Annotated in this window: 11 protein-coding genes; 6 read left to right on the top strand and 5 right to left on the bottom strand. The window is 47.8% G+C overall.

Translation table 11 applies throughout. The annotated features are described in order from the left end of the window. Positions 1-214: 214 nt before the first annotated feature. Positions 215-1765, top strand: coding sequence for a glutamine-hydrolyzing GMP synthase (gene guaA / locus PSE7367_RS12745; protein ID WP_051038147.1), 1551 nt, complete (start codon positions 215-217; stop codon positions 1763-1765). Positions 1766-1791: 26 nt separating this feature from the next. Further along, entirely contained in the window at positions 1792-3513 is a 1722-nt protein-coding gene (locus tag PSE7367_RS12740; RefSeq protein ID WP_015165766.1) for a dipeptide ABC transporter ATP-binding protein, read from the top strand. A 285-nt stretch (positions 3514-3798) separates the two neighbouring features. Here PSE7367_RS12740 and PSE7367_RS12735 read toward each other — a convergent pair whose 3' ends face one another. From PSE7367_RS12735 to PSE7367_RS12725, 3 genes are all read right to left on the bottom strand, one after another. Next, positions 3799-4758, bottom strand: a complete 960-nt coding sequence (locus tag PSE7367_RS12735; RefSeq protein ID WP_015165765.1) for a pyridoxamine 5'-phosphate oxidase family protein — start codon at positions 4756-4758, stop codon at positions 3799-3801. Between the two features lie 161 nt (positions 4759-4919). Further along, the gene (locus PSE7367_RS12730; RefSeq protein WP_015165764.1) at positions 4920-5288 is read right to left on the bottom strand and encodes a hypothetical protein; all 369 of its coding nucleotides are present in this window, start codon (positions 5286-5288) and stop codon (positions 4920-4922) included. Between the two features lie 237 nt (positions 5289-5525). Next, positions 5526-6158, bottom strand: coding sequence for an alpha/beta hydrolase (locus tag PSE7367_RS12725; protein WP_015165763.1), 633 nt, complete (start codon positions 6156-6158; stop codon positions 5526-5528). A 318-nt stretch (positions 6159-6476) separates the two neighbouring features. Here PSE7367_RS12725 and PSE7367_RS12720 point away from each other — a divergent pair, with 318 nt between their 5' ends. From PSE7367_RS12720 to PSE7367_RS12710, 4 genes are all read left to right on the top strand, one after another. Beyond that, complete coding sequence (locus PSE7367_RS12720) at positions 6477-8177, top strand: ABC-F family ATP-binding cassette domain-containing protein (RefSeq protein ID WP_015165762.1); 1701 nt, start codon at positions 6477-6479, stop codon at positions 8175-8177. Positions 8178-8274: 97 nt separating this feature from the next. Continuing rightward, the gene (locus tag PSE7367_RS23165; RefSeq protein ID WP_071881353.1) at positions 8275-8634 is read left to right on the top strand and encodes a DUF2628 domain-containing protein; all 360 of its coding nucleotides are present in this window, start codon (positions 8275-8277) and stop codon (positions 8632-8634) included. A 36-nt stretch (positions 8635-8670) separates the two neighbouring features. After that, positions 8671-9183 carry a hypothetical protein gene (locus tag PSE7367_RS12715; protein WP_015165761.1) on the top strand — a complete coding sequence of 171 codons (513 nt, stop codon included), beginning with the start codon at positions 8671-8673 and terminating at the stop codon, positions 9181-9183. Between the two features lie 66 nt (positions 9184-9249). Further along, positions 9250-9993, top strand: a complete 744-nt coding sequence (locus tag PSE7367_RS12710) for a DUF554 domain-containing protein (protein ID WP_015165760.1) — start codon at positions 9250-9252, stop codon at positions 9991-9993. 10 nt (positions 9994-10003) lie between these two features. Here the strand turns inward: PSE7367_RS12710 and PSE7367_RS12705 are convergent, their stop codons facing one another. Both PSE7367_RS12705 and PSE7367_RS12700 read right to left on the bottom strand, forming a co-directional pair. Further along, the gene (locus PSE7367_RS12705; RefSeq protein ID WP_015165759.1) at positions 10004-10744 is read right to left on the bottom strand and encodes an SDR family NAD(P)-dependent oxidoreductase; all 741 of its coding nucleotides are present in this window, start codon (positions 10742-10744) and stop codon (positions 10004-10006) included. A gap of 113 nt (positions 10745-10857) precedes the next feature. Then, entirely contained in the window at positions 10858-12813 is a 1956-nt protein-coding gene (locus PSE7367_RS12700; protein WP_015165758.1) for a P-type ATPase, read from the bottom strand. Between the last annotated feature and the right edge of the window lie 225 nt (positions 12814-13038).

The following is a 13038-nucleotide window of genomic DNA, read 5'->3' as shown; positions in this document are numbered from 1 at the left end:
CCACAATCTTGATCCATCAGCATCAGCATAAGTTTTGTTAGGATTGTAAAATTAACTACTTCTTTTTTGCCGTCGTATTGATAATGCGACCTAATAGTTTCAACTATCTCACCCCAAGGCCCAAAGTACATAAGTTAAACAAATGGTTTCCACTTCCCAGCCCATCCCTAGCACCGATCCATCTACCCAATCGGAAAAAGTGAGCGATCGCCCCATGATTGCGATCGTTGATTTTGGTTCCCAATATTCCGAACTCATCGCCCGACGCATCCGCGAAACCCAGGTCTACTCGGAAGTAATGCCCTACTACACCTCCGCCGAGGAGATCGCCAAATTTAGACCCAGGGGTATTATTCTTTCTGGGGGGCCGAACTCGGTTTATGCTCCCAATGCACCCCATTGTGATCCAGGGATCTGGGATTTGGGCATTCCTATTCTGGGCGTTTGCTATGGGATGCAACTGATGGTGCAGCAGCTTGGTGGCAGAGTGGAACAGGCTGATCGCGGTGAGTATGGCAAGGCCAGCCTGACGATTGATGATCCCACTGATTTGCTTACTAATGTGGATGATGGCGCAGTGATGTGGATGAGTCATGGTGACTCGGTGCTGGAAATGCCGGCTGGATTTACGGTGTTGGCTCATACGGCCAATACTCCCTGTGCGGCGATCGCCAATCCAGAGCGCAACTTCTATGGCGTGCAATTTCATCCCGAAGTAGTGCATTCGATCGGTGGTAAGGCGCTGATTCGTAATTTTGTATATCACATTTGCGAGTGTGAACCAACCTGGACGACGGAATCATTCATTGAAGAATCGATTCGGGAAATTCGCTCCCAAGTTGGCGAGAAGCGGGTTTTGCTGGCTCTCTCTGGTGGGGTGGATTCTTCGACTCTGGCGTTTTTATTGCACCGGGCGATCGGCGATCGGCTCACCTGCATGTTCATCGACCAGGGCTTTATGCGCAAGGGTGAACCAGAACGCCTGGTTAAGCTATTTAAGGAGCAATTCCATATTCCGGTTGAATATATCAATGCCAGCGATCGCTTCTTGAACCTAATGGAAGGCATTATTGAACCGGAGCGCAAGCGCAAGCTGATCGGCTATGAATTTATTAAGGTCTTTGAGGAAGAATCAAGGCGGTTGGGGCCGTTTGACTATTTAGCCCAGGGCACACTCTATCCCGATGTGATCGAGTCAGCGGATACCAACATCGATCCGGCCACCGGCAAGCGGATTGCTGTAAAGATCAAGAGCCATCACAATGTGGGTGGTCTGCCCCCCGATCTGCGGTTTGTGCTGGTGGAGCCACTGCGCAAGCTATTTAAAGACGAAGTTAGAAAAGTTGGCACCGTCCTGGGTTTACCCGCAGAAATTGTCAAGCGTCAGCCTTTTCCTGGGCCTGGTTTGGCGATCCGAATCATTGGCGAAATCACCCCAGAACGATTGGAAATGTTGCGCGATGCTGATTTGATCCTGCGCCAGGAAATCAATCGATCGGGGATGTATAACGAATTGTGGCAGGCGTTTGCGGTGCTGCTGCCCACAGTGCGTAGTGTTGGGGTAATGGGTGATGCACGTACCTATGCCCATCCCGTAGTATTGCGCTTTGTCACCAGCGAAGATGGTATGACCGCCGATTGGGCCAAAGTGCCCTATGAACTGATCGGTACGATCGCCAATCGGATTGTGAATGAAGTACCTGGCATCAATCGGGTAGTGATGGATGTGACTTCCAAGCCACCGGGCACGATCGAGTGGGAATAAGTGGCAAATCAACTCAATAAACACAAGTGGATAAATTATTAACCGTTGATGCGCTGACAATTCAATACGTTGGTTCTGCCCTACCAGCGGTTGAGGGGGTGAGCCTGTCGATCGGCAGCGGTGAAAGTCTGGGGTTGGTGGGCGAAAGTGGCTGTGGTAAGTCTACGCTGGGGCGATCGCTGATTCAACTGCTGCCTGCGGGTTCTCAGGTGGAAGGACGGTTGGATTTTGGCAAGGATATTTCCTTGGATTTAATCCAGCCATTGTCTGAGCAATGGTTGCAACATTGGCGCGGTGAAAAGATCGCTTTGATTTTTCAAGACCCCATGACCAGGCTCAATCCACTGATGACAATCGAGGCACATGGGCTGGAGGTGTTGCGTTCCCATCTGCCAAAGCTCTCATCGCGTCAGGCTAAGCAAAAGCTCTATGAGACTCTGGCCACGGTTAGGATCGACCCCAAACGTGCCAATCAATATCCCCATGAATTCAGCGGCGGGATGCGGCAACGGGTAGCGATCGCCCTGGCTTTATTACTCGATCCAGCCTTGTTGATTGCCGATGAACCCACCACCAGCCTGGATGTGACCGTGGCGGCGGAGATTTTGCAGGAGCTGACCGAACTACGGCAACAGCGGCAGATGGGTTTGCTTTTGATTACCCATGATCTGGGCTTGGTGGCCAAATATTGCGATCGCATTGCGGTGATGTATGACGGGGCGATCGTGGAAACTGGCCTTACTAAGCAAATTCTGGCGCAACCCCAACATCCCTACACCCAGCAATTATTAAACTCGGTGATTCATTTTGATGTGCCCTATTTTGAACCATCGACCAGCAAGGGTACGGCTGATTCAGCGAATGATCGTGAGTCGGCGCAAGATTTTAAAGCAACTAAGACCAAAGAAATAATTAGGGAGCCAAAGTCTGAACAGGGCGATCGCCCCACCCTGCCTTTGCTGGAAGTCAAGCAATTAACTAAGCATTTTATGGTTGGCGCAAACTTCTTGGCTCGCTTAGCCGATCGCTCCGCTGGCGTAGTCAAGGCTGTCGATCGCATTAATTTCAAAATCTGGCCAGGGGAAATCATGGGGTTGATTGGTGAAAGTGGCTCCGGCAAAAGCACCACCGGCAGGGCAATCCTCCAGTTAATCCGGCCTGATTCCGGCTCGGTCAAGCTCAATGGCACTGAGTTAACCAAGTTGCGGGGTGGGAAATTGCGCAAATTGCGATCGCAAATGCAGATGATTTTCCAAGATCCGCGTGCCTGCCTTAATCCGCGCATGAATGTATTCAGGAGTGTGGCCGATCCGCTCTTGATTCATCAGCGGGTGGCAAATTTGCAAGCCGCCAGGGAACCAGTTTTTGATATTTTGGCCAAGGTTGGTTTAGACAGTAGTTTTGCCGATCGGTTACCCAGAGACTTATCTGGCGGCCAATTGCAACGGGTGGCGATCGCCAGAGCCCTGATTACCCAACCCAGTTTTATTATTTGTGATGAACCGGTTAGTATGCTGGATGCCACAATCCAGGCGCAGACATTAGAGCTAATGCGAGCCTTGAAGGAAGAATTTAAACTCACTTATCTATTCATTACCCATGATCTGGCGGTGGCAAATTTCTTTTGCGATCGGATCGCGGTGATGCAGCAGGGGAAAATTGTAGAGCAGGGCAAAACTAACCAGGTTTTATATGCACCTCAACATCCCTACACGCGATCGCTATTAAATTCAGTCCCCCGCTTGTAGGGCGATCGAAATCAAACAAGTAAGCGTGGGTTATGTACTCGATCGCCATTGCAATTACAATTGGCAAATTCCATGTAGCACCGAGAGATCCTCTTGATCTAGCTCTACTGGCGTACCACTGCGGATTAGCTCCGCAAAATTCTCCCGCGCACCAATAATACATAGGGCATAGAGCCGATCGCCACCAGTTAGATCCGTTAGAGTCTATTCACAATTGCTTGAGATATCTTTATCTGCATAAAAGTATTAGCTCAAAAATTGTTGATATTGGTTAGTTGATATTAGTTATGCGTTGCAAGCTAGCTGCTTTAAATTTGCCCCTGGATCAGCCACCATTGGATTGAAGGGGGAATATTCACCAAAGCGCCAGCGTAGATGAGTGGCATTATTAATCTCGATCGCCGTCTCGATCGTAAATTCCACCAGCCGTTCTGCACCAGCAAATTCTTGAATTCGAGCTTGATCCCAAATGATCTTAGATTTGCCAGTTAATTGCAGCGTGCTTCCTTGGTTGAAGTCCACAAATAGCAGGCCAGAAGCAGGATTGGCATTAATATTACCCAGCGTATTAAACATATTGTTGCCAGCATAATCAGGATAAACTAATTGGCGATCGCTACTCACCTTGATAAACCCTGGCATTCCACCCCGATGGGAAGCATCTGCACCCCTGCTATCGGGATCAAAGCTAGCGACAAAAAAAGTATCCGCATTAGCGATCCATTCCCGTTGACTAAGGCTTAGATCGCTCGATCGCTCAGGTGTTGAATTCACTTGCCCATTGTTTATAGGTGCAGGCTCGATCTGCCTAGTTTGAATATATTTAGGACAATTGAAATAGACTTGTTTGGTGTGGAGTTGAATGCCAAAGTTATCGGGCAATAATTCCGCCCAACCGTTCAATCGCATCCGGCGACGGGTAGCCAAGTCGATCGCCAATACACCGATTTCATGATGATGGGCGAGGTTTTCAATGAGGGGATCGCCTGCGGTAGGAGGAGTTTTGATTTGTACAATCCGATCGCTGATCGGGGCAATAAATCCTGGCTCGCCAGTTAATAGCGATGCCCAGACTTGATTTTGCCGATCGATCGAGGTGGCGATCGCAATTTGCTGCGTGGCTAAGAATCCCTTTGCCATTGGTTGCAATTGGGAATTAATCATTTTGGCCAGGAATTGGGCTTCCTGGCTCACGCCTGCTTTGGCTTGTACGGCTAATTCACCGGGATGATAAACGCTATTCATAGTCCACCTCCGATCGTGTTGTTGATCAATGGATCTCAATCAAATAAATTTGATATGTTTTAGTTTAATCAACTTCTATGAGTTTTAACTGAGAGCAAAACTAGCGTCAGATTAAGATTAGATTCAAGCAGATCGCTTAGCTCTTCAAATCAATCTACTCGCTATAGCTTATATCTACCTGTTGAAATTGTATTTGAACTTTTATGTGGAAACGCTAGTGCCGTAATGGTTGTACTATTAACACGCAAAGCCCCAAACGTATCATTGTTGTAAAAACAACGAGCATTTAAGAGGTGGAAGTAATTACTATCATCCCTAGCTACTGAATCAATGACCGCTTTTACATCTTCTTCATCTTCAAGAGATTCATAATACTTATCGGGATGCACCAAAGTTCCTTTAATTATGTGTTCTCCGATAATCAATATAATATCCAATTTAAAATCAGTGTTCTCGGAAGCAGCACTTGAAAATTTCATGATTGCATTATCTCTCTGAATGCTTGCTACACCTGCACCTAGTAAAGACATGTTATTCCCCCCCTATAAAATTTCATTTATAAGATAGCTCACAAATAATAATTGAGACTCCTATCTGAGTAAATTTAAGAATTTGATAAGCTTTTGATTATTCTACAAAGTCTATTTGTTCCGATTTAATTTTATGAGGGGATGCTAAGGAGGATTGTCGTATCTTGCAACCCCTAAATTATCATTACTAGATGAATTTACATCAACTTAAATTGCTTTGTGCTAATAAATTAGCCACTACTCACCAGCACCAGCTAGATCCGAAATATCAGCAATAAACTCCCGCACCCGATCGATTACGGGCAAAGTAATCTCATGCCCCATCTCATACTCTTCATACTCAAGATCTACGCCCTGCTTGGTTAGCGTTTTTTGCGCACTCTGCGCCGCCACGATCGGCACCACCTGGTCATACTTACCATGCACCAGCAAAGTTGGCGGTTTGCGATCGGGTAATTGCTGGGCAAAGGGATGTAAATAACCACTCAAAACCACCAATCCAGCCAGTGGCAACCCCAGCCCCACATCCATCGTCATCGCCCCGCCCTGGGAGAAGCCCATTAGGATTGTTTTATCCAGGGCAATGCCAGTTTGTTGAGGCAGATCCTGCAAATAGGCCTGCAACAGTTCACGGCTCTCCACCAAGCCCTCTGCACCAGGTTTATTTAAGTCATACCAAGCCCTGCCATCAGCCACCGCCGGATGCGGAAAAGGCGCTTCCAAGAAAATAAATTGATAGGTGGGCAACTTCAACAACGGCACCAGCGAGGCCAAATCCTGGGCATTTGCGCCCCAACCATGCAGGGCAACGAGCAGGCCAGTGGGGGTAATGCCAGTTGCCTGAGGGGAAATAGAAATCGATTGCAGCATATTTTATGTCTAGACCAAAGTTGATTGTAAGCGATCGCTGGTGGGATGAAAATCCCCAAATCGATTGCTAGCAAATCACCTGGCATTGTCTCAATTTTGGTAGCGCCATCGATCAAGCGAACAGGTTAGTTGGCAAATTGGTCTTCCGAGCAGGCTGGTCAGTAAAGTCGAAGCAAATCCTCTCTCTTTTTGATTACTTGATCAACTTACCGATAACGATAATATGGGGATGGCTGCCGGAAAGTTGATTAATCAATTGCTGCCTGCTACCCAAAGCTAAGTTAAAAGTAGAGCCAAGTAAGAGTATTAAGTATTTCCATGTTGCGTCTAGAGCATATCCAAAAAATTTACCCCACTGGCGTAGTCCTCAAAGATGTGACCTGGGAAGTCAAACCAGGCGATCGAATTGGCTTGGTGGGTGTGAACGGAGCAGGCAAATCCACCCAATTACGCATCATTGCTGGCGAGATTGAACCCACCGCCGGACAGGTGGTTAAGCCCAGCGATTGCCACATTGCTTATCTGACCCAGGAATTTGAAGTGGAGCCGGGGCGATCGGTCAAGTCAGAATTCTGGCAGGTTTTCACTGAAGCTTGCCAGATCCAGGCCGAGCTAGCTGAAATTCATCAGCAAATGGAAAAACTCACGCCCGATGATGATTTTGATAAGCTGCTCAAACGGATGGACAAGTTACAGCGCAAGTTTGAAGCACTCAATGGCTATGAACTGGATAGCCGGATTGATAAGATTTTGCCGGAGTTAGGGTTCTCTGCCACCGATGCCGATCGCCAGGTCAAGGAATTTAGCGGCGGTTGGCAGATGCGGATGAGTCTGGGTAAAATTATGCTCCAGGAACCGGATGTGCTGCTGCTGGATGAGCCGACCAACCACCTGGATCTAGAAACGATCGAATGGTTGGAGGGATATCTGAAGGGGATCAAAGTGCCGATGGTGATTGTTTCCCACGATCGGGAATTTCTCGATCGGCTCTGTACTCAGATTGTGGAAACGGAACGCGGCGTATCGCAGACCTATCTGGGCAATTATTCCACCTACCTGACTCAGAAAGAAGAAACCAAGGCCGCCCAGCAAAGTGCCTTCGATCGCCAGCAGAAATATTTAGACAAGCAGCAAGTCTTTGTGGAAAAATTCCGTGCCAGCGCCACCCGCAGCACCCAGGCCAAGAGCCGCGAGAAGTTGCTAGACAAAGTCGAGAAGATCGATGCGCCGGTTAGCAATGTGAAAACGTTGCGATTCCGGTTCCCGCCTGCGCCGCGTAGTGGCCGGGTAGTGGTGGAAATCAGCGATCTTACCCATGCCTATGGTGAAAATATTTTGTTCCTGGGTGCGGACTTGCTAATCGAAAAGGGCGATCGGATTGCGTTTGTGGGGCCCAACGGCGCTGGTAAGTCTACCCTGTTGCGCATGATCATTGGGCATGAACCCCATAACGAAGGTGAGATTAAATTGGGGCATAATGTGCTGCCGGGCTACTTTGAACAAAACCAGGCCGAGGCGCTGGATCTGCATAAAACGGTCTATGCCACGATTCATGACGACTTCCCCAAAATGACCAACGAGGAAGTGCGCACCATACTGGGTACTTTTTTGTTTAGTGGCGATACGGTGTTCAAGGAAGTGGTTGCAACCAGTGGCGGCGAAAAGGCTAGACTGGCGCTGCTCAAAATGTTATTGAATCCAATGAATTTGATGCTGCTGGATGAGCCTACCAATCACCTGGATATCCCCGCTAAGGAAATGCTGGAGGAGGCACTGCAAGCCTATGAAGGTACGGTGATTATTGTCTCCCACGATCGCTATTTTATTTCCCAGGTCGCTACCAAGATCGTGGAACTGCGGGATGGGGAATTACGCATGTATGATGGCGATTATGCCTATTATCTGTCTAAGCTGGACGAGGAAAAACGGGAAGCGGAGTATAAAAAGCAACAGGCGGCATTAGAGGCGAAACGGGCGGCTAAGCGGGCTAAGGATAAAGAAAAGAGAAAGAAAAAATAGTTAATAATATTAGCTAATTATATGGTTGAATTTATTAATCATGATATATTTGCAATTAAGTATTATATTCCACTTAGTTATCCTACACTAACTTAGTATGCAATTCATAACTTGCAGTGAATGTAGCCAATCTAATCCGGAAAACTCTTTATATTGCTCTAACTGTGGAGCACCATTAAATACTACGGTTCCAAAGCCCGAAAAGTATACTGGTTATTATGCAAGAGTATTTAACGAATTCGATAACGTTGGTGGTGAATTTAAACCTACGTGGAATTGGTGGTCTCTTCTTTTTGGACCTTTTTGGTACCTTTATAAGGGGATATGGCTTAAAGGAGTAATTTTGCTTGTGCTTCCTTTTACTGGTTTCCTTGCTCCATTCTGTTGGATCTATTCTGGTGTTTGTGGAAACTATGACCTTTATCTGCTACAGGTTAAGAATAAGCAATTTTGGTAAATTTACAACCTCCTAATTATCGGGAGTGATTTAAACATGGCTTTGATATCTTGTTACAATCCTTCTTGTAATCAACAAGTCTCTTCTAAGGCTCCAGCATGTCCTAAATGTGGAACTGTTATAAGTAAAATTTTTGGTACTCAGGTTGTCAAGAGTGAAGAAGAAATAAATGACCTGATTGCAAGAATTACCAAAAATGAAGTTTGTGACCGGATAATTGTTTTAGGCGAAGTTTCACAAAAAGTTTCAAAGGCTTATAACCAGATAAAAAAGCATGACGGAAAGCTAAAGAAAGATCATATGGTTGTGGCCGGTGCAATAATTAGTATTGCAGCAGTCATTGCGGGTGCAAAAGCAGATAATGAATTCGTAAAAATGTTGGGAATAGGTGGTAGTACAGCAACTGCAGCAACTGCTTTGAGCTCAAATGGAGATGAGTTCGAAGCATTAATGGCCAACCCTTTAGCAAGGCAAGTTAAGTTTTTGCACAGCAGAGGCTTTCGCCTGCTCTCAAACAGTAGTGATACAGTCGTTTTGATCAAAGTCTAATATTGATTTTCCTACTGGTAGGTATATAGATATAGAAAATTCTCATGTCTGCGGTCTACTTAATCAATGGCGCTTAGTTTCTGGGCAAAGACCAGTGGCACCTGGATCAACATATTGACAGTTCTAATCGGTACTGGCACAGGGTTATTATTGCATCGCCGTTTGCCCGATCGCCTCCTAAAAATCCTCACCCAGGGCATTGGTTTACTCACGATCTGGATTGGTGTGAGCATGGCCGGAAGCCTCAACCAGGCACAGGCCGGACAGCTACCAGGCGCGATCGCCGGACTCTTATCGATCACCATTGGCGGCGTGCTGGGGGAATGGTGGCAGCTTGAGCAAAAATTAACCGCGATCGGCGATTGGCTTAAGTTCAAATTCAAAGGCAAGGGCAAATTCACGGAAGGTTTTGTGGCAGCCAGCTTGCTATTTTGCATTGGCCCCATGACCCTGATTGGTAGCCTGAACAATGGCCTGACTGGCGATAATGCCCTTTTAACTTTAAAAGCGACTATGGATGGGATCGCCGCGATCGCCCTGACCGGCAGCTATGGCATCGGTGTGGGTTTTTCCACCCTGGTGATTATGGTGTTTCAGGGTGGGGTTTCGCTGGCGGCGGGTTTACTTTCCAGTTCGATCGCTGATCCGGCCACCAATCCAGCGATCGCGCTGCTCACTGGTGTGGGCGGTTTAATGATTTTGGGGATTGGCATTAATTTATTAGGAATTGGTGCGATCGCGGTGGCTTCATTTTTGCCCGCCCTGGTGGTTGCGCCGTTAATATTCTGGCTGGCAAGCTGGTTTGGTTAAGCTTAGTTAATCAAAAAGGAATGCGACTACCATCCCAGGCGAATAGATCGCCCGAATCAGCGGGAGTGACTTGATTGATTACTTGCAACAGGCAGGCAGAGGCATAGGCAGGGGTAAACAACTTGCAATCGGGTACATTGGCTTGAAACGGTTCAGAAAGGGCAGTATCAACCGTACCAGGGTGCAGACCTACGATCGCTGCCAGTTTATTCCGTCTGGTCGTCTCGATCGCGGCATTCTTTAGCACCATATTCAACGCCGCCTTGGAAGCGCGATAGGCATACCATCCGCCGAGATAATTATCGGAAATGCTGCTTAACCTTGCCGATAGTACCGCAAAGACTGTATTGCGTTTTTTGCTGAGCTTGGGCAAAAAGTGCTTAGCCACCAGCGCAGGGCCGATCGTATTTACCTGGAAAGCCGCCATGAATGCCTCAGTGGTCAAGGCTCGCATTGATTTTTCGGGCTGGATTCTTTCATTGTGCAACAGGCCAGTGGTGACGATTACCAGATCCAGCGGGCTAGGAATCTGGGCAGCAGCGGCCGCGATCGATTTTTCGGTGGCATAGTCGATCGCATGGGAGCTAACTTTAGGATGGCGATAAGATTGGGGCGATCGAGAAAAGGCATAGATCTGGCTAACTCTGGTTTCTGCCACCAGATGATCTACAAAGGCGCTACCAATCCCCCCGGAAGCACCAATCACCGCTACTTGTAAGTCTCGCTTAAAATTAGAAAGATATTCATTCATGCCAATTCATGCCAAAACGCAAGCTACCTGATTAATTTATGTCAAAAGCTTTAGGCAATTTATCGAGAAATTTGGCCAACGGAGCGCTAGTGAACAAAAGGATTTAAAAGGATTTAATTAGTTCGCAATAATTCATAGACCCAGAAAACAGAAGTAGCAGCCAGCGCCGCGATCGCCCATTCCGTATAGGTCAGCGGTACTGTGCCCATCAATTCACCCAGGAAGTTAACCTCGACGAAGGCAATTTGCACCACCACCAGGATCGCCATAATCACCACCAAAACGATATTTTTAAGCAAGCTACGCCGACATAACCCAAAAGCAAAGAACCCCTGGGCAAATACCAGGGTAGTAAAACCCATTGTCCGTGCCTGTGCCAGGGATGCGGCCAAGCCCTGATATTTAAGCGCAAAAACAGCGATCACGGCGATCGTGGTGGTTAAACTAGCTGCCCCAAATCGAATTAAATTACCTGGGCGGGAAATTGACTGAAACTTCGCCGCTGGCTGTGCCATGATGTTATTCAAGCCCGGTTCAATCATAAACGGCAACGCTAGAGCCGGAGTAACGATCGCGCCAATCCAGAGAATTTCCAGCGGCACCAGGGTGGCATCCAGAGCCGTATCAAATGCCGCCTTGCCCACCAGAGCTGCAATCACCAGCAATAAAGTTGCAGCCAGGCCAGTAAAAATTAGCACCAACAGTCGTTGCAAGCGATCGAACACCGCCCGACCCGCCGCGATCGCCAAGGGCAAATAGGTAAAATCTTCCTTGGGCAAAACCAAACCCGCACTATCGCGCACCTCGCGGGGATGGGAGCGATCGCTCAGCCCCAAATCCGCCTGCACCAATAGGGGAATATCTTCCAATTCCTTACCCATAACCGCCACTGGTTGCTGACTTGCCTGCCAATTGCGGATCCGTTCGATCGGCTGGTCAAAATAGCTATATACCTCCAACCCAAACACCTGCCCCAGGGAATTGGCATCATCGGCCGAAGCCCGAATCAAGCCGCACCAGCTAATCCCCGCTGGGCTGAGGTCTTCAATATTGAGGGTCGTATCTGATTCTAGGATCAACATAATAATTGCAATCCGCCCCAGGGCATCGATCGCCGCTGGATATTTTACCCATAGCCGTTTTTTAGCCAGTACCTTAATCGCCAGGAGTTGTGCTAATGTGGCGATCCGCAATAAATTTTGGGGATAGCAACCCACTAAAATTACCGCCGCCAGCGCCACCGGATCATTAAACTCCAATTGCCAGGCAGTTATGCCCATGCCGCATGCCACCGCCAGGGTAATAATCACCCACCAGCGCCTTAATTTTCTAAGCTGACGGTGCAAGGCTGAAAAAGTTTGACTGGTGGCCGTAGTCGATTGCCAAAAGGTATTTTTGCCAGTGGCGATCACAATTCCCCAACCAGAGCCAGCGGTAATTTCGCTGCCTGCCAAGACCATATTAGTGCGCTCCAGGGCGATCGTTTCGGCCGGTAAAACAGTATCAGCCTGCTTCGCAACGATCGCACCACCACTGAGATTGGCTTCATTAACCTGTAAATCTTCACTTGCCAGTAACCGCAAATCAACTGTAGGACGAACTCCCGGTTGGAGCTGCACCAAATCCCCCATCACCAGATCACGCGCCGGAACTTCCATCGTCTCGCCATCCCGTTGCACCACGATCGCACTGGCGGGTAAAAAATGTCTCCGTTCCTGCCTGCCCAGACTGGCCAATCGATTGGTGCGTTCTGACCAAACAATCAATGAGCCTCCCATTGCCGCATGAATTACCCCTACTAGCAAAATCGCCCAACCATAACCACTAAAATATTGCACCGCGATCGCCAGGGTAATTACCACATAGGTAAACGGATTCGTAAATACCTGCCGCGCGATCGATCGATACTTGTGATGGCGCGGTAGTTTGTTACTGCCATATTGCCGTAGCCGCTGTCTTGCGGTCACATAAGATAAACCTTCAACCCCAGATTGAAGCTGCTCAAGAACTTGCTCAATTTCCCAGCTATGCCAGGGTTGTTGTGCATCTAGAAAACTCGGCTTGGGCATTGCGGACTATGGTTTGGTTGCAGGGTTTTGGCAGTTTTAGATCGACTTAATACTATTTCAATAGAGATACTAATCAAGATATCTGGTGAGAAGTAGTTCGGTTGCTCTGCTCCAGCAGGTATTCAGACAAAAGTAGTCTTTTGAACATGCATTTAGCAGCAGCAAAATTTTGGCGCGATCGCTTGATACAGGTTTTGATAGATTAGATCGCCCTTGCCCAACTCC

This window comes from Pseudanabaena sp. PCC 7367 (assembly GCF_000317065.1).
Classification (GTDB): Bacteria; Cyanobacteriota; Cyanobacteriia; order Pseudanabaenales; family Pseudanabaenaceae; genus Thalassoporum; species Thalassoporum mexicanum.
Note: the sequence above shows the minus strand (reverse complement) of the source record. Positions and strands in the feature narration are given on the sequence as shown.

Excerpts from the sequence above, each read along its gene's own strand:
- guaA (WP_051038147.1), top strand. The coding sequence starts at position 215 with ATGATTGCGATCGTTGATTTTGGTTCCCAATATTCCGAACTCATCGCC.
- PSE7367_RS12735 (WP_015165765.1), bottom strand. The coding sequence starts at position 4,758 with ATGAATAGCGTTTATCATCCCGGTGAATTAGCCGTACAAGCCAAAGCA.
- PSE7367_RS12730 (WP_015165764.1), bottom strand. The coding sequence starts at position 5,288 with ATGTCTTTACTAGGTGCAGGTGTAGCAAGCATTCAGAGAGATAATGCA.
- PSE7367_RS12725 (WP_015165763.1), bottom strand. The coding sequence starts at position 6,158 with ATGCTGCAATCGATTTCTATTTCCCCTCAGGCAACTGGCATTACCCCC.
- PSE7367_RS12720 (WP_015165762.1), top strand. The coding sequence starts at position 6,477 with ATGTTGCGTCTAGAGCATATCCAAAAAATTTACCCCACTGGCGTAGTC.
- PSE7367_RS23165 (WP_071881353.1), top strand. The coding sequence starts at position 8,275 with ATGCAATTCATAACTTGCAGTGAATGTAGCCAATCTAATCCGGAAAAC.
- PSE7367_RS12715 (WP_015165761.1), top strand. The coding sequence starts at position 8,671 with ATGGCTTTGATATCTTGTTACAATCCTTCTTGTAATCAACAAGTCTCT.
- PSE7367_RS12710 (WP_015165760.1), top strand. The coding sequence starts at position 9,250 with ATGGCGCTTAGTTTCTGGGCAAAGACCAGTGGCACCTGGATCAACATA.
- PSE7367_RS12705 (WP_015165759.1), bottom strand. The coding sequence starts at position 10,744 with ATGAATGAATATCTTTCTAATTTTAAGCGAGACTTACAAGTAGCGGTG.
- PSE7367_RS12700 (WP_015165758.1), bottom strand. The coding sequence starts at position 12,813 with ATGCCCAAGCCGAGTTTTCTAGATGCACAACAACCCTGGCATAGCTGG.